Annotated in this window: 17 protein-coding genes and 1 pseudogene; 11 read left to right on the top strand and 7 right to left on the bottom strand. The window is 68.9% G+C overall.

Annotated elements, in window-relative coordinates; translation table 11 throughout:
- The first annotated feature begins 136 nt into the window (after positions 1-136).
- The 3 genes from panC (at position 137) to pgi (ending at position 2,992) form a co-directional block, all read left to right on the top strand.
- A complete protein-coding gene (panC, locus tag ERL55_RS09445) occupies positions 137-988 on the top strand; it encodes a pantoate--beta-alanine ligase (protein ID WP_129136197.1) in 852 nt (283 codons plus the stop codon).
- A 100-nt stretch (positions 989-1,088) separates the two neighbouring features.
- A complete protein-coding gene (panD, locus tag ERL55_RS09440; RefSeq protein ID WP_129136196.1) occupies positions 1,089-1,469 on the top strand; it encodes an aspartate 1-decarboxylase in 381 nt (126 codons plus the stop codon).
- On the top strand, positions 1,469-2,992 hold the full coding sequence (pgi, locus tag ERL55_RS09435) for a glucose-6-phosphate isomerase (RefSeq protein ID WP_129136195.1): 1,524 nt from the start codon (positions 1,469-1,471) through the stop codon (positions 2,990-2,992). The genes panD and pgi overlap by 1 nt, the downstream gene beginning before the upstream one ends.
- 94 nt (positions 2,993-3,086) lie before the next feature.
- Here the strand turns inward: pgi and queG are convergent, their stop codons facing one another.
- Entirely contained in the window at positions 3,087-4,139 is a 1,053-nt protein-coding gene (gene queG / locus ERL55_RS09430) for a tRNA epoxyqueuosine(34) reductase QueG (RefSeq protein ID WP_232140674.1), read from the bottom strand.
- 47 nt (positions 4,140-4,186) lie between these two features.
- On the opposite strand from queG, the gene ERL55_RS09425 reads away from it, so the two are divergent.
- The 7 genes from ERL55_RS09425 to ERL55_RS09395 all read left to right on the top strand — a co-directional run bounded on the left by ERL55_RS09425 (position 4,187) and on the right by ERL55_RS09395 (position 13,272).
- Positions 4,187-5,680 (top strand): NAD(P)H-hydrate dehydratase, encoded by a 1,494-nt coding sequence (locus ERL55_RS09425; RefSeq protein WP_129136193.1) that lies wholly within the window; start codon positions 4,187-4,189, stop codon positions 5,678-5,680.
- Positions 5,681-5,694: 14 nt separating this feature from the next.
- Positions 5,695-6,168: a tRNA (adenosine(37)-N6)-threonylcarbamoyltransferase complex ATPase subunit type 1 TsaE gene (tsaE, locus tag ERL55_RS09420; protein WP_129137298.1), complete on the top strand. Its 474-nt coding sequence runs from the start codon at positions 5,695-5,697 to the stop codon at positions 6,166-6,168.
- Positions 6,169-6,255: 87 nt separating this feature from the next.
- Positions 6,256-7,875 (top strand): N-acetylmuramoyl-L-alanine amidase, encoded by a 1,620-nt coding sequence (locus ERL55_RS09415; RefSeq protein ID WP_129136192.1) that lies wholly within the window; start codon positions 6,256-6,258, stop codon positions 7,873-7,875.
- Between the two features lie 67 nt (positions 7,876-7,942).
- Positions 7,943-9,760 carry a DNA mismatch repair endonuclease MutL gene (gene mutL / locus ERL55_RS09410; RefSeq protein ID WP_129136191.1) on the top strand — a complete coding sequence of 606 codons (1,818 nt, stop codon included), beginning with the start codon at positions 7,943-7,945 and terminating at the stop codon, positions 9,758-9,760.
- A complete protein-coding gene (locus tag ERL55_RS09405) occupies positions 9,760-10,707 on the top strand; it encodes a DUF1684 domain-containing protein (RefSeq protein WP_241685740.1) in 948 nt (315 codons plus the stop codon). The genes mutL and ERL55_RS09405 overlap by 1 nt, the downstream gene beginning before the upstream one ends.
- A gap of 25 nt (positions 10,708-10,732) precedes the next feature.
- Positions 10,733-11,695, top strand: a complete 963-nt coding sequence (locus tag ERL55_RS09400) for a TraB/GumN family protein (protein ID WP_129136190.1) — start codon at positions 10,733-10,735, stop codon at positions 11,693-11,695.
- Positions 11,692-13,272, top strand: a complete 1,581-nt coding sequence (locus ERL55_RS09395) for a sulfotransferase (RefSeq protein ID WP_129136189.1) — start codon at positions 11,692-11,694, stop codon at positions 13,270-13,272. Before ERL55_RS09400 ends, ERL55_RS09395 begins: the two co-directional genes overlap by 4 nt.
- Here the strand turns inward: ERL55_RS09395 and rnfB are convergent.
- The 5 genes and pseudogenes from rnfB to ERL55_RS09370 all read right to left on the bottom strand — a co-directional run bounded on the left by rnfB (position 13,203) and on the right by ERL55_RS09370 (position 19,902).
- Positions 13,203-13,709: an Rnf electron transport complex subunit RnfB gene (gene rnfB / locus ERL55_RS09390; protein WP_129136188.1), complete on the bottom strand. Its 507-nt coding sequence runs from the start codon at positions 13,707-13,709 to the stop codon at positions 13,203-13,205. The two genes, ERL55_RS09395 and rnfB, sit on opposite strands and share 70 nt — an antisense overlap.
- 59 nt (positions 13,710-13,768) lie before the next feature.
- Complete coding sequence (locus tag ERL55_RS09385; protein WP_129136187.1) at positions 13,769-14,374, bottom strand: HAD family hydrolase; 606 nt, start codon at positions 14,372-14,374, stop codon at positions 13,769-13,771.
- A gap of 11 nt (positions 14,375-14,385) precedes the next feature.
- Positions 14,386-16,449, bottom strand: coding sequence for a methionine--tRNA ligase (gene metG, locus ERL55_RS09380; RefSeq protein WP_129136186.1), 2,064 nt, complete (start codon positions 16,447-16,449; stop codon positions 14,386-14,388).
- A gap of 147 nt (positions 16,450-16,596) precedes the next feature.
- A pseudogene (locus ERL55_RS09375) lies at positions 16,597-16,959 on the bottom strand (DUF2147 domain-containing protein); the annotation flags it as partial.
- 186 nt (positions 16,960-17,145) lie between these two features.
- Complete coding sequence (locus ERL55_RS09370; RefSeq protein WP_129137296.1) at positions 17,146-19,902, bottom strand: TonB-dependent receptor; 2,757 nt, start codon at positions 19,900-19,902, stop codon at positions 17,146-17,148.
- 228 nt (positions 19,903-20,130) lie between these two features.
- Between ERL55_RS09370 and apbC the strand changes: the two genes are divergently transcribed.
- Positions 20,131-20,979, top strand: coding sequence for an iron-sulfur cluster carrier protein ApbC (gene apbC / locus ERL55_RS09365; RefSeq protein ID WP_129136184.1), 849 nt, complete (start codon positions 20,131-20,133; stop codon positions 20,977-20,979).
- 102 nt (positions 20,980-21,081) lie between these two features.
- Here apbC and ERL55_RS09360 read toward each other — a convergent pair whose 3' ends face one another.
- Complete coding sequence (locus ERL55_RS09360; RefSeq protein ID WP_241685739.1) at positions 21,082-24,060, bottom strand: TonB-dependent receptor; 2,979 nt, start codon at positions 24,058-24,060, stop codon at positions 21,082-21,084.
- Positions 24,061-24,188 lie beyond the last annotated feature (128 nt).

Raw genomic sequence — 24,188 nt, 5'->3', positions numbered from 1 at the left:
GCGAGATGCGCGGATCGAAGGGAGCGCGGTGACGCACGCGCGGGTTGGTTTTGCGCAATCCCGATTTTGAGCGCAGACCGCGTGCTGCCCTCAGGTGATCTGCGAGAATTCCCTGCCTCCCGCCACCACCTGCCGCATGATCGATATCGTCCACAGCCTCGACACCCTGCGCGCGCGCATCCGCAGCTGGAAGCAGCAGGGCCTGCGCGTGGGCCTGGTGCCGACGATGGGCAACCTGCACAGCGGCCACCATTCGCTGGTGCGCCTCGCCCGTGCGCATGCCGATCGCGTCGTCACCAGCGTGTTCGTGAACCCGACCCAGTTCGGGCCGAACGAGGATTTCGCGCGTTATCCGCGCACGCCCGAAGCCGATGCCGACGGCCTTGCCGCCGCCGGCTGCGACCTGATGTGGGCGCCTTCGGTGGAGACGATGTACCCGCTGGGTGTCGACAATGCGGTGCGCATGTCGGTGCCGGGGGTGACCGGGGTGCTCGAAGGCGCGCAGCGCCCCGGGCACTTCGACGGCGTGGCGACGGTGGTGTCGCGGCTGCTCCTGCAGGTGCAGCCCGACGTCGCTGCGTTCGGGCTCAAGGACTACCAGCAGCTGGCGGTGATCCGCCACCTCGTGCGCGATCTGGCGTTCCCGGTCGAGCTGCTGGCAGGTGCCATCGTGCGTGACAGCGACGGCCTGGCGCTCAGCTCACGCAACCAGTACCTGACTCCGCAACAGCGCACCATCGCACCGTTGATCCATGCCACCCTGCAGCGCATGCGGGGGCAGAGCCTCGCCGGCGCGCCGCGCGAGGTGGTGGAGGCGCAGGCGCGGGACGCCCTGAACGCCGCCGGCTTCGGGGTGGACTACGCGGTGGTGCGCACCCCCGCACTCGGCATACCCGAGGACGGCGATGACATGCGCGTGGCGCTGGTCGCGGCACGCCTTGGAACCACCCGGCTGATCGACAACCTCGAGTTCGGCAGCGGCGGCTGAATCCCGCCGTGGTGTTTGTTGCGATGCGGCAGGGGGTGCATATACTGGCGTCTTCCGCGGACCCCACGTCCCGCAGCTCCCGTTCGCGCGGGCCGACGCCATGCAACTGACCCTGCTCAAAGCCAAGATCCACCGCGCCACCGTCACCCACGCGGAGCTGCACTACGAAGGTTCCTGTGCGATCGACGGGCACCTGCTCGAGCTCTCGGGCATCCGCGAATACGAGCGCATCGAGATCTACAACATCGACAATGGCGAGCGTTTCGCGACCTATGCGATCCGCGCCGAAGCCGGCAGCGGGATCATTTCCGTCAACGGCGCGGCCGCGCACAAGGCGGCCTGCGGCGACCTCGTCATCATCTGTGCCTATGGCGCCTGCGACGAGGCCGAAGCCGCGGTGTTCAAGCCGAGCCTGGTGTATGTCGACCGGCAGAACCGGATGACGCACACCAACGACTCGATCCCGGCGCAGGCAGCCTGATGTCGGCGGCGGCGCGACGGCTTCAGCAGGCGCTGGCGCCGCACGCGCGCCGCCTCGCGGATACCCGGATCGCCGGGCTGGTCGGTGCCGATCCGGCGCGGGCAACCGCACTGTCGCTGCGTGTCGGTCCGCTGTATGCCAACTTCGCCCGCCAGCGCTTCGATGACCAGGCGCTGGCCGGCCTGTATGCACTCGCTGCGGACGCAGGCCTGCAGGACGCGCTGCGCGCGCTGTTCGACGGTGCGATGGTCAATCCTTCCGAGCAGCGCCCGGCCCTGCACGTGGCACTGCGCTCCGCGCTCGGCACCACGCCGGTGGCGCAGGACGCACATGCGCAGGCGCGGGGTGCGCGTGCGCGCATGGCGTCGATGGTGGATGCGCTGGCGGCGTCGGACGTCACCGATATCGTCAACGTCGGCATCGGCGGGTCCGATCTCGGCCCGCGGCTGGTGGTCGATGCCCTCAAGGATGCGCACAGCGGGCGCTTCCGCGTGCACTTCCTGACCAATGTCGACGGCAGTGATGCTTTTCATCGCCTGCGTGGGCTGGACCCGGCGAAGACCGCGGCGATCCTGGTGTCGAAGAGTTTCGGCACCCAGGAAACCCTGCTCAACGGCACCATCCTGCGTGACTGGCTGGGTGGGGGGGAACGCCTCTATGCCGTCAGCGCGAACGTCGAAAAGGCGCAGGCGTTCGGCGTCGATCCCGCGCGCGTGCTGCCGATGTGGGACTGGGTGGGCGGGCGTTATTCGCTGTGGTCGACGGTCGGTTTCGCGATCGCACTGGCGATCGGCATGGACGGCTTCGACGCACTGCTCGAAGGCGCGGCGGAGATGGACGCGCACGTGCTCGAGGCGCCGCTCGACGCCAACCTGCCGGTGCTGCATGCGTTGACCGCGGTGTGGAACCGCAACGGCCTCGGCCTGCCGACACATGCCGTGCTGCCCTACGACGAGCGCCTCGCGCTGCTGCCGGCCTACCTCCAGCAGCTGGTGATGGAAAGCCTCGGCAAGTCGGTCACCCCCGATGGGGAACCGGCGGACGTGGACACCGTGCCGGTGCTGTGGGGTGGTGCCGGAACCAATTCGCAGCACAGCTTCTTCCAGGCGTTGCACCAGGGCACCCAGAGCGTGCCGGCCGACTTCATCGGCACCGTGCGGCCCGATCACCCCTATGCCGAGAACCATGCCGCGCTGCTGTCCAACCTGCTGGCGCAGACCGAGGCGCTGGCCAATGGCCATGCGGCCGAGGATGCGCAGAAGCGCTATCCCGGCAATCGGCCGTCGACGTTGCTGCTGCTCGACGCGCTGACGCCGCATTCGCTGGGTGCGCTGATCGCGCTCTACGAGCACAGCGTCTACCTGCAGTCGGTGCTGTGGGGCATCAACGCCTTCGACCAGTGGGGCGTGGAGCTGGGCAAGCGCATCGCCGGCGAGTTGCTGCCGGCGGTGAAGGGCGATCCCGCGCGGGTGGAAGACCCGGTGACGCGCGCGCTGCTGGCCGAGATCGCCTCGCGGCGCTGATGCCCGCAGCGATCGCGGGTCGCGCGCGATCGGGGAAGAACGGCGATCGGATAACCCCGCGTATTCGGCCGGGGCGCGGTGCCCCGTCTACCCGCTACACGCCGTGCCGGCGCAATGCCCAGTCGACATGCTCGTCGACCAGCGCGTCGCCCGAATGCCGGCGCGAGCGCAGAGCCTCGAGCGTTTCCGCGGTGGTCGGCGCGTTGCCCAGGGCCACCGCGATATTGCGCAGCCAGCGCCGGTGCCCGCTGCGGCGGATCGCCGAGCCCTCGGTGCGCTGCAGGAACTCCTCTTCGGTCCAGGCGAACAGTTCCGCCAGCGTCGCCGTGTCGAGGTTGTTGCGCACGCGGAAGTCGGGCTCGTCGTGGCGGCGGGCGAACTTGTTCCACGGGCACACCAGCTGGCAGTCGTCGCAACCGAAGATGCGGTTGCCGATCGGCGCGCGCAGCGGTTCGGGAATCGGCCCGTCGTGCTCGATGGTCAGGTAGCTGATGCAGCGCCGCGCGTCCAGCCGCTGCGGCGCGACGATGGCACCGGTCGGGCAGATGTCGATGCAGCGCGTGCAGGTGCCGCAGTGCGCGGTTGCCGGCGGGTCGACGGGCAGCGGCAGGTCGATGTAGATCTCGCCGAGGAAGAACCACGAACCGCCGTCGCGGTCGATCAGGCAGGTGTGCTTGCCGATCCAGCCCAGGCCGGCATTGCGTGCCAGCGCCCGTTCGAGCACCGGTGCGGAATCGACGAACACCCGGTGCCCGAATGGCCCGACCAGGCCGGCGATGCGGTCGGCGAGCTTCTGCAGCCGGTTGCGCATCAGCTTGTGGTAATCGCGGCCGAGCGCGTAGCGGGCGACGTAGGCACGGCTGCCGTCGGCCAGTGTGCGCCAGCTGTCGTCGTGGTCGTCCGGGCCGTAGTCGAGACCGACCGAGATCACCCGCAGGGTGCCCGGCACCAGCTCCGCCGGTCGCGCGCGGCGATCGCCGTGGCGCGCCATCCATTCCATGGTGCCGTACAGGCCTTCGGCGAGCCACGAACGCAGGTGCGCTTCGTCCTCGCCGAGCTCGATGCCGCTGATGCCCATGCGCTGGAAGCCCGCATCGCGCGCAAGATCGCGGATCTGTGCGACCAGTGCATGGGCGTCGAGATCGATCGGACGGGGCGCGGGCGCGTTCACCGGCGAAGTATAGAATCGCGCCCATGAGCGAATCCGCACCCGGCGCGTCCGGTTTCCTGTACGCCAACGCCGCGCTGCGGGTGCTGGAGCAGGCCGCGATCGAGGATGCCGGTGGCGACGGATTTGCGCTGATGGCGCGCGCCGGTGCAGCCGCCTGCAGGGTCGCGCTGGCGCGCTGGCCGCAGGCAAGACGGATCGTGGTGGTGTGTGGCCCCGGCAACAACGGCGGCGATGGCCATGTCTTCGCGCGGCATGCGTTGCAGGCCGGTCGCGACGTGCGCGTGGTGCACGCGCAGGCGTACATGCCGCGCAGCGCGCTGGCGCAACGTGCTGCGCGGGAATTCATCGCCGCAGGCGGCAGCGTCGGAACGTTCGAGGGCCCGCTTGAGCCCTGTGACCTGGTCGTGGATGCGGTGCTGGGCATCGGCCTCGCGCGCGCGCCGGATGCGGACCTGTCCGCGCTGCTGCACGCGATCAACGCAGCCGATGCGCCGGTGTTCGCGCTCGATGTGCCCAGCGGCGTGGATGCCGGCAGCGGTGAAGTGCACGACGGCGCTGTCCGCGCCACGCTGACGCTGCAGTTCCTTGCCGCGCACCTGGGGCTGCAGACCGGCCCGGCGATCGACCATGCCGGCGAGCGCCTGCTGGACACGCTGCACGTGCCTGCGGCAGTGCACGCGCGGGTGCAGGCCGATGCGCAGTGGTTCGGCCCGGCAGCGCTGGGCGGGTGGCTTGCGCGGCGGCCGCGCAACAGCCACAAGGGCGATGCGGGCCATGTGCTGTGCGTCGGGGGCGACCATGGCAGGGGCGGCGCGGTACTGCTGGCCGCCGAGGGCGCGCTGCGTAGCGGTGCCGGGCTGGTCAGCGTGGCGACGCGCGCAACGCACGTGGCGCCGATGCTGGCGCGCCGCCCGGAAGCCATGCCGCACGCGGTGGACGATGTGTCCTCGCTGCAGCCATTGCTCGATGCCGCCACCGTCGTCGCGGTGGGCCCCGGGCTGGGGACTGCAGCTTGGGGCGAGGCGCTGTACGCGGCGGCGCTCGCAAGTGGCCGGTCGCTGGTCCTCGATGCCGATGCGCTGAACCTGCTCGCCCGCCGTGGTGATCGCCTGCCGGCCGATACGGTGCTGACCCCGCATCCGGGCGAGGCCGCGCGCCTGCTTGGATGCGATGTCGCCGGTGTGCAGCGTGACCGCTACGCTGCGGTGCAGGCGCTGGCAGCGCGCTACGGCTGCTGCGTGACCCTGAAGGGCGCCGGCAGCCTGGTGGCGATACCGCACTGCATGCCACGGCTGATCGCGGCCGGAAACCCGGGCATGGCGGTCGGTGGGATGGGCGATGTGCTGACCGGCTGCGTGGCGGCACTCCGAGCGCAGGGCATGGATCCGTTCGACGCCGCGACCGCGGGTGCGTTGCTGCACGCGCATGCCGGCGACCGCGCGGCCGACGGCGGCGGCGAACGTGGCCTGCTGCCGTCGGACCTGTTTTCCCATCTGCGCAGGGCTGCGAATCCGTGAGTACCGGCCACACCCTGGAGCTGCAGCTCGATGATCCTGCCGCCACCGCCGCACTGGCGGCGAGGCTTGCGGAATCGCAACCGCAGGGTGGCGCGGTCGTGCATCTGCATGGCGACCTGGGTGCGGGCAAGTCCACGCTCGCCCGCGCCTGGCTCAGGCACCTCGGCGTGCAGGGCACGGTGCGCAGCCCGACCTATACGCTGGTCGAACGCTATCCGCTGGCCGGTGGGCGGGAGGCGCTGCATCTCGACCTGTACCGGATCGGCGATCCCGGTGAACTGGAATTCCTCGGTCTGGACGAGGCCGCAGGCGCGTTGTGGCTGGTCGAATGGCCGCAGCGCGGGGCCGGGGCACTGCCCGCCCCGGATCTGGCCGTGCATCTGGCGATCGCGGGGGACGGCCGCGCGATCCGCATCGACGCCTGTTCGCCCACGGGCCGGGCCTGGCTGGATCGGCTGGACGATGCCGCACTTGTGACGGTTTCCTGAACCACCGGCGCAGGAAGGGCCGGCAGGTGGCGGATTCATAAGGGAAAACATCTTGCAAACAAAACCCTCTGGTGCTTGACTACGGCAATGCGCGCCCGGGGAGCTCGAATCCAGGAACTTCTGTTGGGGCTGGCCCTCCTGGCCGGCCTTGTCTGGAGTGTCGTGGCCAAAGCCGCGGAAGTCGGCGGTGTACAGCTCGCTGCCGGCGCCACCGGCACCCGCGCCGAGCTGGTGCTGCCCGCCGAAGTCGAGTTCCGTACCCTCAACCTCGCCGATCCGCATCGGCTGGTGGTCGACCTCCCGGGCACCACGCTGCCACGGAACCTGCAGTTGCCGGCGCCGGCAGGCCTGGTGAAGGCGGTCCGCAGCGGCCAGCCCCAGCCCGGTACCAGCCGGATCGTGTTCGACCTGCACCAGCCGGTGGTCGCGCTGAAGCCGCGTTTCGAGCCCGCCGCCAATGGCGTGCGGCTGGTGCTGGAATGGCCGGACGATGGCGATGTCGTGTCCGGCCCGGCGGTCGCCGCGGCCGTGGCAGGCGCCGGATCGGCTCCGGCTCCGGCTCCGGCCCCGGTGCCCGCTGTGGCCGTACCTGCTGCGCCCAGCGTCGATCCGGTCGCGGCGTCAAACGACGCGACCTCGCGGCTGATCGCCGGGAGCGTGCAGCCGCCTCCCACGCCACGGCCGGCGCCGGCGTCGGTTGCGGCCCGTCCGCAAGGCGATGACGTCGCCGCGTCGAGTGCGGCCACCTCGCGGCTGATCTCGGAAATCGCCGCGTCCCGCGCCACGCCTCCCGCAACCGCCGCGGCGCAGGTCGCGGCCGCCACACCGCCGCCAGCGCGCCCCGCGGCCACTCCCGCGGCCTCACAGCAATCCCCGGCGCCCGCGACGCGCGCACCGCAGGCCAGCGCCACGCCGGCGCCGCCCCTCGCGCGCGCCATCAGCCCCGCCGGCACGCGCCCGCTGGTGATCGCCATCGATGCCGGGCATGGCGGGCAGGATCCCGGCGCGGTCGGCCCGACCGGCCAGCGCGAGAAGGACATCACCCTGGCCATCGCCCGGGAACTCGCGCGGCAGGTGGATGCCACGCCGGGCCTCAAGGCCTACCTGACCCGCGACCGCGACGTGTTCCTGCCGTTGAACCGCCGCACCCAGCTGGCGCGCCAGGCCGGCGCCGACATGTTCATCTCGATCCACGCCGATGCCGCTCCCAACCGCAATGCCAAGGGTTCGTCGGTGTACGTGCTGTCGCTGCGCGGGGCGTCGTCGCAGCGCGCGCGCTGGCTGGCGGACAAGGAGAACGCGGCCGACCTGATCGGTGGCGTGCGCCTGCAGGAAGCCGATGGCACGCTGGCATCGGTGCTGCTCGACCTCACCCAGAGCGGGCAGATGAAAGCATCCGAGGATGCCGGCCAGCATGTGCTCGCCGGGCTCAAGCGCATCGGCAACAACCACAAGCCGCATATCGAGCGCGCCAACTTCGCGGTGCTGCGCACCTCCGACATGCCGGCGATGCTGGTGGAGACTGCGTTCCTCTCCAACCCGGAAGAGGAGCAGCGGCTGATCGATCCGCGCTTCCAGTCCACCGTGGCGCGTGCGGTGCTCGACGGCGTCAACACCTATTTCTCCAACCAGCCGCCGCCGGGCACGCTGTATGCCGCGCGCGCTGCGGCCGCGGCAGGCAACAACGGGCAGGGCGGCAGCCCCTGAGCCGGCCGCGGGGCGCACGCGCGGGTGCAGCCGCTATCATCGCGGTTGATCCGTTGCAGCAGACCCCGTGCGCATCCGCCAGCTACCCGAGACCCTCGCCAACCAGATCGCCGCCGGCGAGGTCGTCGAACGCCCGGCATCCGTCGTCAAGGAACTGGTGGAGAACGCACTGGACGCGGGGGCAGGGCGCGTCGACATCGAACTCGAGGAAGGCGGCGTACGCCTGATCCGCGTGCGCGACGACGGCGGCGGCATCCCGCCCGACGAGCTTCCGCTCGCGGTTTCGCGCCACGCCACCAGCAAGATCGCATCGCTCGACGATCTCGAGGCGGTCGCCACCCTCGGCTTCCGCGGTGAGGCGCTGCCGTCGATCGCGTCGGTCAGCCGCTTCCTGCTGGTGTCGCGTACCGTCGATGCCGCCCATGCCAGCGCGCTCGCGGTGGAAGGCGGCCAGCTGGGCGCGCTGGAGCCCAAGGCGCACCCGACCGGCACCACCGTCGAGGTGCGCGACCTGTTCTACAACGTGCCGGCACGCCGCAAGTTCCTGCGTGCCGAGCGCACCGAGCTCGGCCATGTCGAGGACTGGCTGCGCTCGCTGGCGCTGGCCCGGCCTGACGTCGAGCTGCGCATCAGCCACAACGGCAAGCCGCTGCGGCGCTACCGCGGTGGTGGCTCGCTGTTCGAGGACGGCCGGCTTGAGGAAACCCTGGGCGCCGAATTCGCGCGCCAGGCGTTGCGCGTCGACCACAGCGCCGCGGGGCTGCGGCTGTCGGGCTGGATCGCGCGGCCGGCGTATTCGCGCGCCAGTGCAGACCAGCAGCATCTCTACGTCAACGGGCGTGCGGTGCGCGACCGCAGCATCAGCCATGCGGTGAAACAGGCGTACGCCGACGTGATGTACCACTTGCGCCAGCCGGCGTACGTGCTGTTCCTGGAACTCGACCCCACGCGCGTGGACGTCAACGTGCATCCGGCCAAGCATGAGGTGCGCTTCCGCGACGGACGCCTGCTGCACGAGTTCGTCTACCGCACCCTGCAGGGCGCGCTGGCCGACACCCGAGCAGGTCTCGGCGCAGCGGTGGCATCGGATGCGTCATCACTGCAGCCGTCCCCGACCTCGGCGTTTCCAGCATCCTGGGCAGGCCGCGTAGAGCCCCGCGAACAGTCCAATCTGTCGCTGCGGGTCGACGAACTGCGTGCCGGCTACGCGGCGCTGTATGGCGCGACGACGCCGGCGCTCGCCGATGGCGGGGCCGTGGTCGCGGGCAGCCAGGCGATGGCGGATGCCGACGAGCGCGGCATTCCGCCGCTGGGGTTCGCGCTGGCGCAGCTGCATGGCATCTACATCCTGAGCCAGGCCGCCGACGGCCTGATCGTCGTCGACATGCATGCCGCGCACGAGCGCATCGGCTACGAGAAGTTGAAGGCCGCGCACGACAGCGAAGGCCTGCGCATGCAGCCGCTGCTGGTGCCGCAGACGGTGGCGGTTGCCGAACGCGAGGCCGATATCGCCGAACGCGAGGCCGCGGTGCTGGCGGAACTCGGCTTCGACGTCTCGCGTGCCGGCCCGCAGTCGCTGCTGCTGCGTGGCGTGCCGGCGCTGCTGGCGCAGGGCGATACCGAGGCGCTGCTGCGCGACGTGCTCGCCGACCTGCGCGAACACGGCCACAGCCGCCGCGTGCGCAGTGCGCGCGACGAGCTGCTGTCGACGATGGCCTGCCATGGTTCCGTCCGTGCCAACCGCCGCCTCACCGTGCCGGAAATGAACGCCCTGCTGCGGCAGATGGAGGAGACGGAACGCTCCGGCCAGTGCAATCATGGGCGTCCGACCTGGACGCGGTTCAGCCTGGCCGAGATCGATCGCTGGTTCATGCGGGGACGCTGATGCGCAAACACGGGGAACGTCGGTGGGGATGGGGCTGGCTGTGCCTGGCACTGCCGCTGCTGCTGCTCGCGGCGTGCACGCGTGACGCAGGCGGCGACATCGGCCCCGCAGCGATCGACCCCGACTACGTGGGCGGCGAACAGCAGTGGCGGCTGGAGCGTGCGCGCGCGCTGCAGGCCGACGATGGCTGGACCACCCTGGTCGGGCTGCACTGGCTCGAACTCAGGGCCCACTACATCGGCAACGGGCCGCGCGCGGGCATCGACCTGGGCATCGGCCCGCCGCGGCTGGCGCTGGTGCAGCAGGAAGCGGGCGAGGTGTACCTCACCCCCGAGCGCGGTGTCGCACTGACCGTCAACGGCGAGCCGCTGAAGGGACGGGTGCGGCTGCATCCGGATCGCGATGAAGCACCGACGCGGATCGGCTTCGACAACGGCCGCGGCGAGCTCGGCCTGATCGAACGCGGTGGCCGCCACGCCCTGCGCGTGCGCCACCTCGACGCGCCGGCACGCAGCCGGTTCGCCGGCCTGCGGTTCTGGTCGCCGGACCCCTCATGGAGGATGCAGGCGACGTGGGTGCCGCACCCGCCCGGACAGACGCTCGACATCGTCAACATCGTGGGCCAGGTGGACGCGATGCCGAACCCCGGCGCGGTGGAGTTCGACCGCGACGGCCAGTCATGGCGGCTGGAGGCCGTGGACGGCGGCGACGGCCTGCTGGTGATGTTCGCCGACGGCACCAGCGGCCATGGCAGTTACGGCGCCGGACGCTATCTCGATGCCCCGGATCCGGACGGCAGCGGCCGGCTCGTGCTCGACTTCAACCGTGCCTACAACCCGCCGTGCGCCTATGTCCGCCACGCCACCTGTCCGCTACCGCCGCCAGGCAACCGCCTGCGGCTGGCGATCGAAGCGGGCGAACAGGCGTATCCGGGCGAAGTGCTCTGAAATTCCTCGATCGAAAGGACCTCGCATGAACCTGAAAACATCGTTCGCCGCACTGACGCTGCTGGGCGCACTCGCCGCAGGTGGCCCGACCGCCGCGCAGCCTGCCCCGGGCCCGGCGCCGACCGCGGCCGCGAAGGCGCCGCCGGTGCCGTTGCTGTGGAAGGCCAGCAAGGGCGAGGACGCCGTGTACCTGCTCGGCACCTTCCATCTGCTGCGGCCCGACGACTATCCGGTCGCCGCGGCAATCGACGACGCACTCCAGGCCTCGCAACGTCTGGTGCTCGAACTCGATCCGGCCGAGATGAACTCGCCCACGCTCGGTCTGAAGATGGCGCAGGCGGGCATGCGCACCGACGGCACCCTGCTCGACAGCGAGCTGCCGCCGGAAACCGCCAAGGCACTGCAGACCTGGCTGGCCGGCAATGCGGCCCGCGTGCAGCCGATGGGGCTGACCGCGCAGAGCGTGCAGATGTTCGAGCCGTGGTTCATCGCATTGACCGTCACCCTGGTGGAGATGACCGGCCACGGCCTCGATCCTTCGCTCGGGCTCGACAGCCACCTCGCGCAGCGTGCCGCCGAGGCCGGCAAGGAGACCGTCGGGCTGGAAACCGGCGAGGCGCAGATCGCCTTCCTGGACGGCATGCACCGCCCCGAACAGCTCCAGTTCCTGCGCGAGGCGCTGGACTCGAGCGGCGAGAAGGGCGCGCAGGAACTCGACCGGCTGCATGACGCCTGGCGTCGCGGCGACGAGCGCACGTTGTGGAACGAGATGGCGGTGCGCATGCGTACCGAATACCCGGCGCTCTATCACCGCATCAACGTTGCCCGCAACGACGCGTGGCTGCCGAAGATCGAGGCGCTGTTCGCCGAGCCCGGCGACAGCCTGGTCGCGGTCGGCGCGCTGCACCTGCTCGGCGAGGACGGCGTGGTCCACAAGCTGCAGCAGCGTGGCTACGAGGTGGAGCGCGTGGAACCGGCGACGCCTTGAACCCGCCCGATCCCGCGCCCGTCTACCGGCAGGCGGTCGATGCGCTGAACCGCAGCGACTGGCCGCGCGCCTACGCACTCGCGTCCTCGCTGCTGCCGCGCTGCGACGACCACGGCGGCGTGCATTTCGTCGCCGGCGTGGCGGCGGTGCACCAGCACGACAACCGTCGCGCGTATGCGCACCTGCGACGCGCCGTGCAGCTCAGTCCCACGCGCCCGGACTACCTCGCCCAGCTCGCGCGCGTGCTGGCCGGCGCACGGGCGATGCGTGAGGCATTGGAGGCAGCGCGACACGCCGTGACGCTGGAACCTTCGGATCCGATCTCGCTCGATACGCTGGGCGTGGTGTTCAGCCAGTGCAATGCCTATGCGGATGCGGCGGCGATGTTCGCCAAAGCGGTGCAGCTGCAGCCGGGTGCCGCCAACATGCGCTTCAACCTGGCGACGGCGCTGATGTTCGTCGGTGACCTCGACGGGGCCGAGCGCGAGTACGAAGCCTGTCTTGCCCTCGACCCCCGTTACTGGAAGGCGCACCTGGCGCTGTCCCAGCTGCGGCGCCAGCAACCCGGAAGCAACCACATCGAGCGGCTGCAGGCTCTGCTGGCCACGGTCGACGGCCCCGCGGGCAGGCTCTACATCAACCTCGCGCTGGAAAAGGAACTGTCGGATCTTGGCGAGCATGCGCGCTCCCTGCAGCATCTGCGCGCCGGCAAGGCCGCCTGGCGGTCGACCCTGGACTACGACATCGGCCGCGACCAGCGGGTCTTCGACGCGGTGCGGCGCGCGTACGACGCCGCACCGCAGCGCACGGGGCACCAGAGCGCGGAGCCGATCTTCATCCTCGGCATGCCGCGCTCCGGGACCACCCTGGTCGAGCGGATCCTGTCCAGCCATCCGGATGTCGCCTCGGCCGGCGAGCTGCAGAATTTCGGAGTGGCGCTCAAGCGCCTCTCCGCAAGCACCACGCCGCCGATGCTCGACGAGGACACGCTCGCGCGTGCGGTCGATGTCGATCCGGCCGTGCTCGGCCGGCAGTACATCGACAGCACGCGTCCGCTCACCGGCAGCAGCCCGCACTTCATCGACAAGCTGCCGCACAACTTCCTGTATGCCGGATTCATTGCACGCGCGCTGCCGGAGGCGCGCATGATCTGCCTGCGACGCGACCCGATGGACACCGTGCTCGGCAACTTCAGGCAGCTGTTCGCGCTGTCGTCGCCGTACTACGACTATTCGTTCGACGTCGTCGATACCGCCCGCTACTACGTGCTGTTCGACCGGCTGATGGCGTTCTGGCACGAGCGCCTGCCCGGGCGCATCCTCGAGGTGCGATACGAGGACGTCGTCCGCGACCAGGAAGCGCAGACGCGGCGGCTGCTCGACCATTGCGGCCTGCCCTGGGATGACGTCTGCCTGGCCTTCGAGAAGAACGCGGCACCGGTGGCGACCGCGAGCCTGGTGCAGGTGCGCTCGCCGATCTACGACACCTCGATCGGCCGCTGGAAGCGTTACGGCGACGGGCTCGACGATGCGCTCGCGGTGCTGCGCGAGGCGGGACTGGTCGATACGTCGGCCTGAGCGGCGTCGGCAGGCGCGTCGCCCAGCGGCGGCACCAGCACGATGCAGTCCACCGGGCAGGCCGGCACGCAGAGTTCGCAGCCGGTGCACAGCGGCTCGACCACCACGTGCATGCGCTTGGCGCCGCCGATGATGGCGTCGACCGGGCAGGCCCTGATGCACTTGGTGCAGCCGATGCAGTCGGGCTCCACCACCAGCGCCACCAGCGGCGGCCTGTGCAGCCCGCGAGCGCGGTCGTAGGGACGCGGCACGCGACCCGTCGCGTGTGCAAGCGCGCGGGCGCCGGCATCGCCACCCGGCGGGCAACGGTCGATATCGGCCTCGCCCATCGCCATCGCCTCCGCGTACGGGCGGCAACCGTCGAAGCCGCACTGGCCGCACTGGGTCTGCGGCAACAGGCGGTCGAGGCGTTCGACAAGCAGGGCGGGAGCGGTCATTCGATGCGGGTGCGCGGACAGGTGGGCATTATCGCCGCCGCGGGCGCGCCCTGCCGGGTTCAGGCAATGCGCCTGCCGCGGTACCAGCGTTCGTGGGCAAGTGCCAGCATCGGCCGGTCCTCACGGCTGTCGCCATATGCGTACACGCGCTCGAATGCCGCGGGATCGAATCGCGCGCGGATTTCGCGTGCCTTGCAGGCGCCAAGATCGTCGCCCTGGTAGCGCCCGGTCAGGCGACCGTCGAGCTGTTCGAGCCGGTTGCAGACAAGGTCGAATCCGTGGGCCTCGCACCATGGCGCGAGGTAGAGGTCGAGCGAGGCCGATACCAGCACCAGCGCATGGCCCTGCTCGCGGTGCCATTCGATCCGCCGCAACGCCTCCGGCCGCACCAGCCCGGGAAGTTCGTCGCGCGCATAGTCGACAGCGTGTTCGGCGATCTCGCCAGCGTCACGGCCGGCGAAGGCGAAACGCGTCACCCGGCGGCGGATGTCGGCCGCCGGGACCACGCCGGCGCGATAACCGACGAGCCACGGCCCGATCGCCCAGCGCGCCCGCACCAGCTGCGCGGGCGTCGCGACGCGGCGCAGGAACCGCGAATAGGTATCGCAATGGGTGACCGTGTGGTCGAAATCGAACAGCGCCAGCTGCCGCGACGGGCCATCCATGGCGTCGTGGTTCAGCGCACCGGCATGCCGGGCGCGGCGGCCTCGTCGGCGGACAGCAGCGCAAGCGCGCCACCATCGAAGCCGGCCGACAGGATCATCCCTTCACTGAGGCCGAAACGCATCTTGCGCGGCGCGAGGTTGGCGATGAACACCACGTTGCGGCCGACCAGCTGCTGCGGTTCGCCATAGCTTGCGCGGATGCCGGAGAAGATCTGCCGGGTGCCGAGCTCGCCGGCGTCCAGTTCGAAGCGCAGCAGCTTGTCGGAGCCCTCGACGAACTCGCAGGCGAGCACCCTGCCGATGCGCAGGTCGAGCTTCGCGAAGTCGTCGATGCCGATGGTGGGAGCGCCCGCGGCGGCATCCGCCGGAGCGGGCGCAGGTTTCGCCTGGGGCGCAGGCGTGGCGACGGGGGCTGCGGCCTGGTTGAGGGTGTCGCGGGAGGCTTCGGTCATGGTGTCGATGAGCTTGGGGTCGATGCGGGTGAACAGGGGCGTGTAGGGCTGGATGATGTGGTCGCGCAGCGGTTGTGCGAGCTCGTCCCAACCGGCGACGGGTGCTGACAGGAACGCTTCGGCTTCGGCGGTGGTGCGCGGCAGGATCGGTTTGAGGGCCCCCGCCAGCACGCGGAACAGGTTGAGGCCCTGGGTGCACACCGCCTGCAGCCCGGTATCGGCGCCGTCCTGCTTCGCGATCACCCACGGCTTGCGTTCGTCGATGTAGCGGTTGGCTTCGTCGGCCAGCGCCATGGTCTGGCGGATCGCGCTCGCCGGGTCGTTGCGGGCGTATGCCTCGCGGATCGGGCCCAGTGCGGCGACGAAGCGCTGGTACTGCACGGGATCGGGGAGTTCCCCGGCCAGTCGGCCGTCGAAGCGCTTGTGGATGAAGCCCGCGCAGCGGCTCGCCAGGTTGACGAACTTGCCGACCAGGTCGGCATTCACCCGGGCGACGAAGTCGCCGAGGTTGAGGTCGAGATCGTCGACGCCGCCCGAGGACTTGGCGGCGAAGTAGTAGCGCAGCGCTTCGGGTTCGAGACCGCTGTCGAGGAAGGTGCGCGCCATCACGAAGGTGCCGCGCGACTTCGACATCTTGGCGCCGTCCACGGTCAGGTAGCCGTTGACGTGCAGCCGGGTCGGTGCACGGTGGCCGGCACCGTGCAGCACCGCAGGCCAGAACAGCCCGTGGAAGTTGACGATGTCCTTGCCGATGAAGTGGTGCAGCTCGATGTCGGAATCCGGCGCCAGCACGCGTTCGAAGTCTTCGCCGTTGCGCTCGCACAGCGCCTTGTAGCTCGACAGGTAGCCGATCGGTGCGTCCAGCCACACATAGAAATACTTGCCGGGGTGGCCCGGGATCTCGAAGCCGAAGTACGGCGCGTCGCGGGAGATGTCCCATGCGCGCAGGCCGCCTTCGGCATCCAGCCACTCCATCAGCTTGGCCTTGACGCCGGGCAGCGCCACGTCCCCTGCCAGCCACTCGCGCAGGAAGGCTTCGAAGTGGCCGACCTCGAAGAAGAAGTGTTCGGAGTCGCGCAGTTCCGGCGCCACGCCGGACAGCACCGAACGCGGTTCCTTCAGGTCGGTGGGCGAATAGGTGGCGCCGCAGGATTCGCAGTTGTCGCCGTACTGGTCGGGCGTCGCGCACTTCGGGCAGGTGCCCTTGATGTAGCGGTCCGGCAGGAACATGCCCTTGGCCGGGTCATAGAACTGCGCCACCGAGCGCCGGCTGATATGGCCCGCCGCGTCAAGCCGCGTGTAGAACCGCGCGGTCAGCTCGCGATTGGTCGTCGAGTGCGTGGAGTCGTAATGGTCGAAAGCGACGCCGAAGGCGGCGAAGTCGGCTTCGTGGCCGGCCTGCACGCTCGCGATGAAGGCTTCCGGCGTCACCCCGGCCTTCTCGGCGGCCAGCATGATCGGCGTGCCGTGGGTGTCGTCGGCGCACACGAAGCGGACCACGTCACCGGCGAGCCTGCGCCCCCGCACCCAGATGTCGGCCTGGATATAGCCGACCAGATGCCCCAGGTGCAGCGGGCCATTGGCATAGGGCAGGGCGGTAGTGACGAGGGCGTGGCGCGACATGGACGGCATCGGTGCAGGAGGCCGGCGATTATCGCATGCGCGCCCGGCAGGGCCGGCGCGCCGGCAGGGCGGACGCCGCGTGCGGTCCCTGGAAACAGAACGGCCCGGCATGTGCCGGGCCGCGTCGGAATGCACGCCTGGAGTCGGTTACTCGCGCTGCCAGACCTGCTCGCGGCAGATGAAGGCCACACAGCCGGAGACGCCCAGGCGGTTGTTATCGATCAGCTGGGCCTTGGACCGGTAGGTCTTGCCCTTGCTCGGGTCGAGGATGGTGCCGCCGGCCCAGGCATTGGTACCGTCCGCGCGCAGGCCCCACAGGATGGTCATGCCGCGGATCGGCTTGTCCTTGTTGGCGCCGGTGCAGCGGTCGCAGGTCGGGTTGGGACCGCGGTCGGACTGCAGGATCTCGACCACCGTGCCCGACAGCGAGCCGTCGTCGAGCTGGCGGATTTCCACGATCGATTTGGCGCGGCCGGTCTCGTCGTCGATCGTCTTCCAGCGGCCGGTCGGGCCGGACTGGGCGAACGCCACGGCGGGTAAAAGACCCAGGAGCAGGACCCACTTGGAAAGTTTCATCGTGTTCTCCGTATCGCGGATGGCCCGCCTGGGCCGGAAAGATAAGCGCCTCGCGTAGGCGAGTCCATGAAAACAGCGACCCCGCCGGGGCGGGGTCGCTGGATGACGCAACTCAGCGGATCAACGCTGGCCGAACAGGTAGCGTGCCTCGAGGTAGACCGCGCGCCCGTACGCGTTGAAGTTCGACGAGTTGTACGGGGCGCCACTCGTGCCGGGGTAGCTCGTGTCCAGCGGCGGCATCTTGTTGGTGAGGTTGTTCACCAGCAGCGAGAAGCTGAGCTCATCGATGGGCGAGAACGACACCGACGCGTTATAGGTCGTGAAGGAACCCAGTCGGCCCGTGTCGGCGGCCTCGTAGTTGCCGACCAGCCAGGCCCGGTAGTTCGGGGTTTCGCTGAACCAGTTGGCGTAGAGGGTGGTCGCCCATCGGTCGGTCGCCCACGTCACCGACATATCGCCCTTGCGCTTGGGATCCGTGCTCCAGTACGGATCGTTCAGCTGGTCGACCTCGGGATCCTCGGCATACTGCTGGTACTTGTGGCTGATCTTCTGCGTGTAGTTGCCGCGGAACAGCAGATCGCCGGCCGAACCGATACCGAGCTCGTAGTTGACCCCGGCGGTCACGGCTTCAAGTGTCTGCCGGGATACGTTGATCTTCGGTGTGAACACCTCGTCGACGTAGTTGTTGAGCTGGTTGCGGGTGATCTGCGACAGCGCCGTGACGCACAGCTGCGAGTTGATGTCGTCGATACCCGTACGGCAGCGGTACTCCTGTCGCATCAGGCCATCGACGCTCTGCTGCGTCACCTCGTCGGAGATGTCCCAGTTGTGGTAATCGAGCGTGAGCGACAGGTCCGCCGTGGGGGCCCAGACGATACCCGCACTCCACACATCCGCATCGATGGGCTGCAGGTTCACGTTGCCCGCCTGCGTGCCGAAGACCTGGCGATTGGCCAGCGCCGACGGACACTGGGCGGAGGCGTCTCCCGGCTCGATGCCCAGCTGCGAGCACAGGTAGTAGTCCGTGACGCTGGTGTAGTACCCGCTGCGGCCCTGGAACAGGTCGGACAGCGTCGGCGCGCGGAATGCAGTGCCGTACTTGCCGCGAACCAGCAGGGACTCGATCGGCCGGTACTCCAGGCCAAGGCTGTAGGTGGTGTTGTCGATCGTCGAGCCACCATCCGGCTTGAAAGCGTCGTAGCGACCCGAAAGCGTGACGGTCAGCGGATCGAAGACCGGCATGCGAAGCTCGGAGGTGACCGCGTAACGATCCCGTTCGCCGCCACCCGATACCGCCGTGGTGCCCCACACGCTGCCGTCGAGATAACCGGGGTGCGGGTCGTAGCGCCATTCCTGCTGACCCGCCTCGGCCACCACGGCCACGCCGGCACTGCCCCCGGGAAGCTGGAACAGATCGGAATTGGTGAGCTGGAAGCGCACCATCTGGTCGACCGTCTTCGATCGCGAGGTCGCGTATCCCGTGAAGCTGCGGAAATCCGCAGCCGACATCGGCTGGTAGAACGCGGCGTAGTCGGGCGAGAACACCGGGTAGGCGCCGTAGTACGGATCCAGACCCTGCTGTGGGCCCAGCACGCGGTCGATGAAGTAGTTGTTGATCGGATCGTTCCAGCGGACGAAGCCGTTCTCGTCGAGCTTGTAGTCGGTCCGGGTGAACCCGACGTCGTAGTCCCAGCTGGAGTCGCCCAGGGCGCCGTCGATACCGAACGCGACGCGCGTCGAGGTGCTCTCGTCGACATTCATCGAGTTGGCAAACCCGCCGGGGCCCATGTATTCGGGCGCGAACGCGCGCTGGAGGTTGCGGAAATCGTCAGCTTCCGGATCGTAGAAGTATCCCCATTCGACCGAGGTGCCCCACCAGGTGTAGCCGGAGCCGACGTGATAGCGGACCTCTTCCTCGCTGTGCAGGACGTTCGCGTAAAGGCGGGCGCTGTTGTTGATGTCGAAGCTGATGTTGCCGTAGAGCTGGGTCGCTTCCTTGGCATTGTTCAGGGTGCGGTAGCCGGGCGAATAGAAGCTGCCGCAGTAGGGCTCGGCGAAGCCCGGACGCGTACGCAGGCCCACCGTGCCGCCAAACTGGCCGGTCACGTTGGCGCAGTTCGCCGGATCCTCGAAGACGTAGCCGGTGAAGGCACTGTTGACGAGGTAGTCGCGGCTGGCAGCAGGCGGGCTGGTGCCATCGGTGAAGAACTGGCGCGTGATGTCGCGATCGTAGGCCCAGATGGCGTCGCGGTCCTCGTACTGGATGCCGAACAGCGCGTTGGTCCGGCCATCCTGTGAACTGAAGCCTGTGGCGAAGCTCGCCCGGAAACTGTTGCCGCCACCTTCGCTGTGGGTACCGCCGCGGATGCTGAGGCTGGATCCGTTCATCTCCTTCTTGAGGATGACGTTGATCACGCCGGCGATCGCATCGGAGCCATACAGCGAGGACTGGCCGCCCGGCAGGATCTCGATCCGCTCGATGAGATCGATCGGGATTCCGCTGATGTTGTTGAACGTGTCACTGCCGTTGTAGAGGGCGGGGTAGTTGGCCATCGGCCGCCCGTCGATCAGGTATTTCACGTATCCGGGCGGCAGGCCGAACATGCTGATCGTTTCCGCGCCCTGCGTGAACGACGCGGATGACTGCGCGCCCTGCACGCCGCCCGTCGAGAACGAACTGCGCTGCAGGACGTCGGACACCGAAGCGAAACCGCGTGCGCGGATGTCCTCGGCGGTGACCACTGTCACCGGGGTGAACGTCTCGATCTGTGACTGCGGAATCAGCGAGCCGGTGACGGTGACGCGGTCCAGGGTGCGCGCGTCCTGCGAATCCTGCGCGGCCTGCTCCTGGGCCATGACCGCGACGGAGGGAAGCATCAGAGCGGCGACAAGCGCCGTGCTCAGCCGCGAGCGGCGTGCTGCATGAACTCTCATTCAGTAATCCTGTTCTGCAAGTGGATGAAAAACAAAAGCTTTTCTTCAACAGCCATGTTGTCAAGACGCATTCCGCCGGCAACGGACCGAACCTAACACGAGCGTAACGGCGATGTCACATCGGATGGATGGGACAATGCGGCTCCCTCCACTGCCGGATGTGTCCCTCCCATGCAAATCAAGGCCCGGGCGCCGCAGGGCACCCTGTCCCCTCTGCCCCGCATCCGCAACATCATCGCCGTCGGCTCCGGCAAGGGCGGCGTGGGCAAGTCCACCACCGCAGTCAACCTGGCGCTTGCGCTGGCGGCGGGGGGTGCCCGCGTCGGCGTGCTGGATGCCGATGTCTACGGCCCGAGCATTCCGGTGATGCTGGGCCTCTCGGGCCGGCCGGAAAGCCCCGACAGCAAGCACATCGAACCGATGCGCGCGCATGGGATCGAAGCGATGTCGATCGGCTTCCTGGTGGAAGCGGACACGCCGATGATCTGGCGCGGCCCGATGGCGACCTCCGCGCTCCAGCAGCTGCTCAATGACACCCTGTGGGGTGGCGACACGGGCCTGGACTACCTGCTGGTGGACCTGCCGCCGGGCACCGGCGACATCCAGCTCACCCTGGCGCAGAAGATCCCCGTGGCCGGAGCGGTCGTGGTCACCACGCCGCAGGACGTCGCCACGCTGGACGCACGCAAGGCGCTGCGGATGTTCGAGAAGGTGTCGATCCCGGTACTTGGCCTGGTTGAGAACATGGCCCAGCACGTGTGCTCGAACTGCGGCCATACCGAGCATCTGTTCGGTGAGGGTGGCGGACAGAAGATGGCGACGGAGTATGGCGTGCCGTTGCTCGGCTCGTTGCCGCTGGAGCGGAAGATCCGGGAGCAGGGCGATGCGGGCGCGCCGGTGGTGGTTGCCGCGCCGGATTCCGCGGCGGCGATGGCATACCGCGATGTGGCCCGCCGTCTGGTGGAGGAGCTGGAGAAGCGCCCGCGGGCTTCGATGCCGATTGGCGCCGCGCTGCTCTGACAGGGCGTCGGGCCGCCGCCATGAGCCGCCGAAGCGGCGGAAAGCGGCCAAAAAAAGGAGCCCGGCGAACCGGGCTCCAAAGAGAGAAATGACGCAGTTGGATCAGAAGCGGTAGGTGGCGCCGAGGTACACGTAGCGGCCCACGCTGTCATACAGGGACTGGCCTGCATCCGCGCCGAAGTAGTTCAGCGGCGGATCCTTGTCGAACAGGTTGTTGGCGCCGAGATAGACGCTGATGCCGCTGTCCGGGTAGGTGTAGTTGATCTGCGCGTTGTGGTACAGGAACGTGCCGTTGCGGATCGGGCTGGTCTGCCCCGGGTTGGACTGGAAGCTGTCCGGTGCCACGCGCAGGTTGTGGTGCACGTAGTTCATCGTCCAGGTGGCCTTCCAGTCACCGTTGGTGTGCGTCAGGTCCAGATTGGCGCGGTAGCGCGGATCGGTGAAGTAGCGCACCCACTCGCGATACTCGTCCGGGAAGTCCTGGAACGCCCATTCGCGCGACTGGATCATCCGCGTGCCGACGAAACGGGCGACGGTGTTGCCGCCGAGCATGTCGAAGCGGTAGTCGACCTCGAAGTCGACGCCGGCGCGGCGGGACTTGGCCAGGTTCTCGTTGAGCGCCGTCCAGCGGTAGATGCTGTAGGCGGGGAAGTCACGACCGTTCGGGTCGATGTAGCCCCCGACCGGCGCACGCTGGATCGCGGCGCAGAACGGATTGTTGATGCCGCCCGGGGCATCGACGCAACGCGTGGCGTTGGTCTGACCGCTCACAGCACCGATCGCGTCGTGCAGAGTGATGCGCCAGTAGTCGACCGACACGCCAAGACCCTGCACGAACTCCGGCTGCCAGACGGCGCCGAACGACACCGAGTCCGCCGTTTCAGGTGCGAGGTCGGGGTTGCCGCCGCTCACGCCCGGGCGGTTCGCCGAATAGGTATCGATCCAGCCTTCGGGCACACCCAGCGCAGAGCAGTTGGCACGGCGCAGGGCCGGGTCGGCCGCGGTGTCCGGACGGTTGGAGTTGGTCGGCAGGTAGTTGCACGGGTCGTTGATCGTGGCGAAGTTCTCCGACTGCGGATTGAACAGCTCGCCGATCGCCGGTGCGCGCACGGCCTGTGCCACGGTGCCGCGGAAGCGCAGCGAGGACAGCACCTGCCAGTCGAGGCCCACGTTCCAGGTCTTGGCCGAACCGATGGTGCTGTAGTCCGAATAGCGGCCCGCAAGGTCGAGCGCGAGGCGCTGTACGCCCGGCAGGTCAGCCAGCAGCGGGATCGAGGTTTCGACGAACACCTCGCTCACGTCGTACTCGCCACCGCGGCTCGGGATGGCGTTGAGGAACGTCAGCCCCTGCGCTGCCAGCGGGTCGGTGTTCTCCTGGCTCTTCTCGGTACGGTGCTCGAGGCCACCGGCGAAGCCGACATCGCCGGCCGGCAGGGAGAACAGCGCGCTGTTGGCGACCGATGCACTGAACACCGTCTGCGAGAGCTTGGACTCGTTGACGCCGGCCACGTTGAACCACGCCGCGGCTTCCGGAGACACCGCGCCATTGCCGAACACCGAGAACGGCACGCACCCGTCACGGGCGATCGGGAGATACGCCGCGCCGGTATGCGGGTTGACGGCGTTCGGATCGACCGACACGCGGCACACGATGTTGCCGTTGGCGTCACGCACGGCGTCCAGGCCTGCATGCCAGCGCTGGTTGATGCGGTTGTTGAGGTTCAGGCGGTCGATCTTGGTCTCGCCGTAGTTCGCCGACACCTCGTAGGACCAGTCATTGCCGAAATAGCCTTCGACGCCAAGCACGGCACGGCGGGTCGAGCGGTCGACGACTTCGCCGCGGCGGCCGGCATCGACGTTGAAGCGGCTGATCTGCAGCTGGGTCAGCCCGTTGGCGTCCATCAGTGCGCCGAGCTCCGGCGTCACATAGGCGTTGTCGCGGCGGATACGGATCGGCTGGTCGAACGCCGGCTGGCCGTAGAAGTTCGACTCGGTCTTGGTGTACTTGCCTTCGAAGAACAGGCGGTGGTCATCGGTCAGGTCGAAGCCGAGCACCGTGTTGACGCTCTGGCGCTCGAATGCGGGCTCCAGGTCCGCAACGGCGTTCAGGTCGGCGAAGTCGCAGTCCACGCACGAGGTGTTGCTCGGCATGACGCCGTCGTAACGGTTGGGACGGAAGGTGCCGTCATCGTTGAAGATGTAACGGTTGCCCCAGGTCGACGGGTTGCGGAAGTTGAACGCGCCGATGGTGAAGGTGCCGCCGTAGGAGATCGAGTGGTTGCCACCCGGGCCGCTGATGATCGTCTGCGGATTGCTTTCGCTGGGGGGCTGCGAGGGGTCGAAGTCCGGGTTCGGCACGGACACGCGGAACTGCCGGCCAATGGCGCGGTCGCCACGGCTGAATCGGTCCTGCTCGCTGTGCTCGATCGCGATGGCCGCGGTACCGCGGCCATCGGCGAAGTCGCCGCCGCCGGAGAAGCTGACGAAGCTGCGCCCGAAGCTGCCTTCCGAGGCCGAGCCGCGCTGGCCGCGCAGTTCGAAGCCATCGAAGGACTTCTTCATGATGAAGTTGACGACACCCGCGACGGCGTCGGCACCGTAGACGGCCGAAGCGCCGCCGGTGATGACTTCAACGCGTTCGATCCACTCCACCGGGATGGTGTTGACGTCGACCGAGGTCGAGCCCGGCGAGGCGCCGACATGGCGGCGGCCGTTCACCAGCACCAGCGTGCGCGAGTTGCCCATGCCGCGCAGGTCCATCAGGCCCAGGCCGGCGGTGCCGATGAAGCGGGTGGAGTTGCCCAGCGAGTAGCTCGGCGTCAGCTGCGGGAGCTTGTTCATCAGCTCGCCGATGTTGACGGCTCCGGTCGCGCGGATTTCCTCGGCAGTCACGCCGACCACGGGCGACGGCGTGACGAAGCCCTCGCGCACGATGCGGCTGCCGGTGACGCTGATGCGGTCGAGCTGGGTGGCTTCACCCGCCTGCTGCTCCTGCGCGAGTGCGACACCTGCCACAGGCAGCAGCGACAGGACGATGGCGCTGCTGAGCAGGCTGCGCCGGATGGTCTTGGATCGGGACACTGGAATTCCCCTGGAAATGGACAGAAGCAGGCGCTGGAAAGAAGGCCTGAACCCGAAGTTAACACCGTCGTAACAAAGTTCCAATGCGTCGACCGTGCCATGGCCATGCGGAGGCATGGCATCGGCTG

The sequence above is a fragment of the Luteimonas sp. YGD11-2 genome, assembly GCF_004118975.1.
Classification (GTDB): Bacteria; Pseudomonadota; Gammaproteobacteria; order Xanthomonadales; family Xanthomonadaceae; genus Luteimonas; species Luteimonas muca.
Note: the sequence above shows the minus strand (reverse complement) of the source record. Positions and strands in the feature narration are given on the sequence as shown.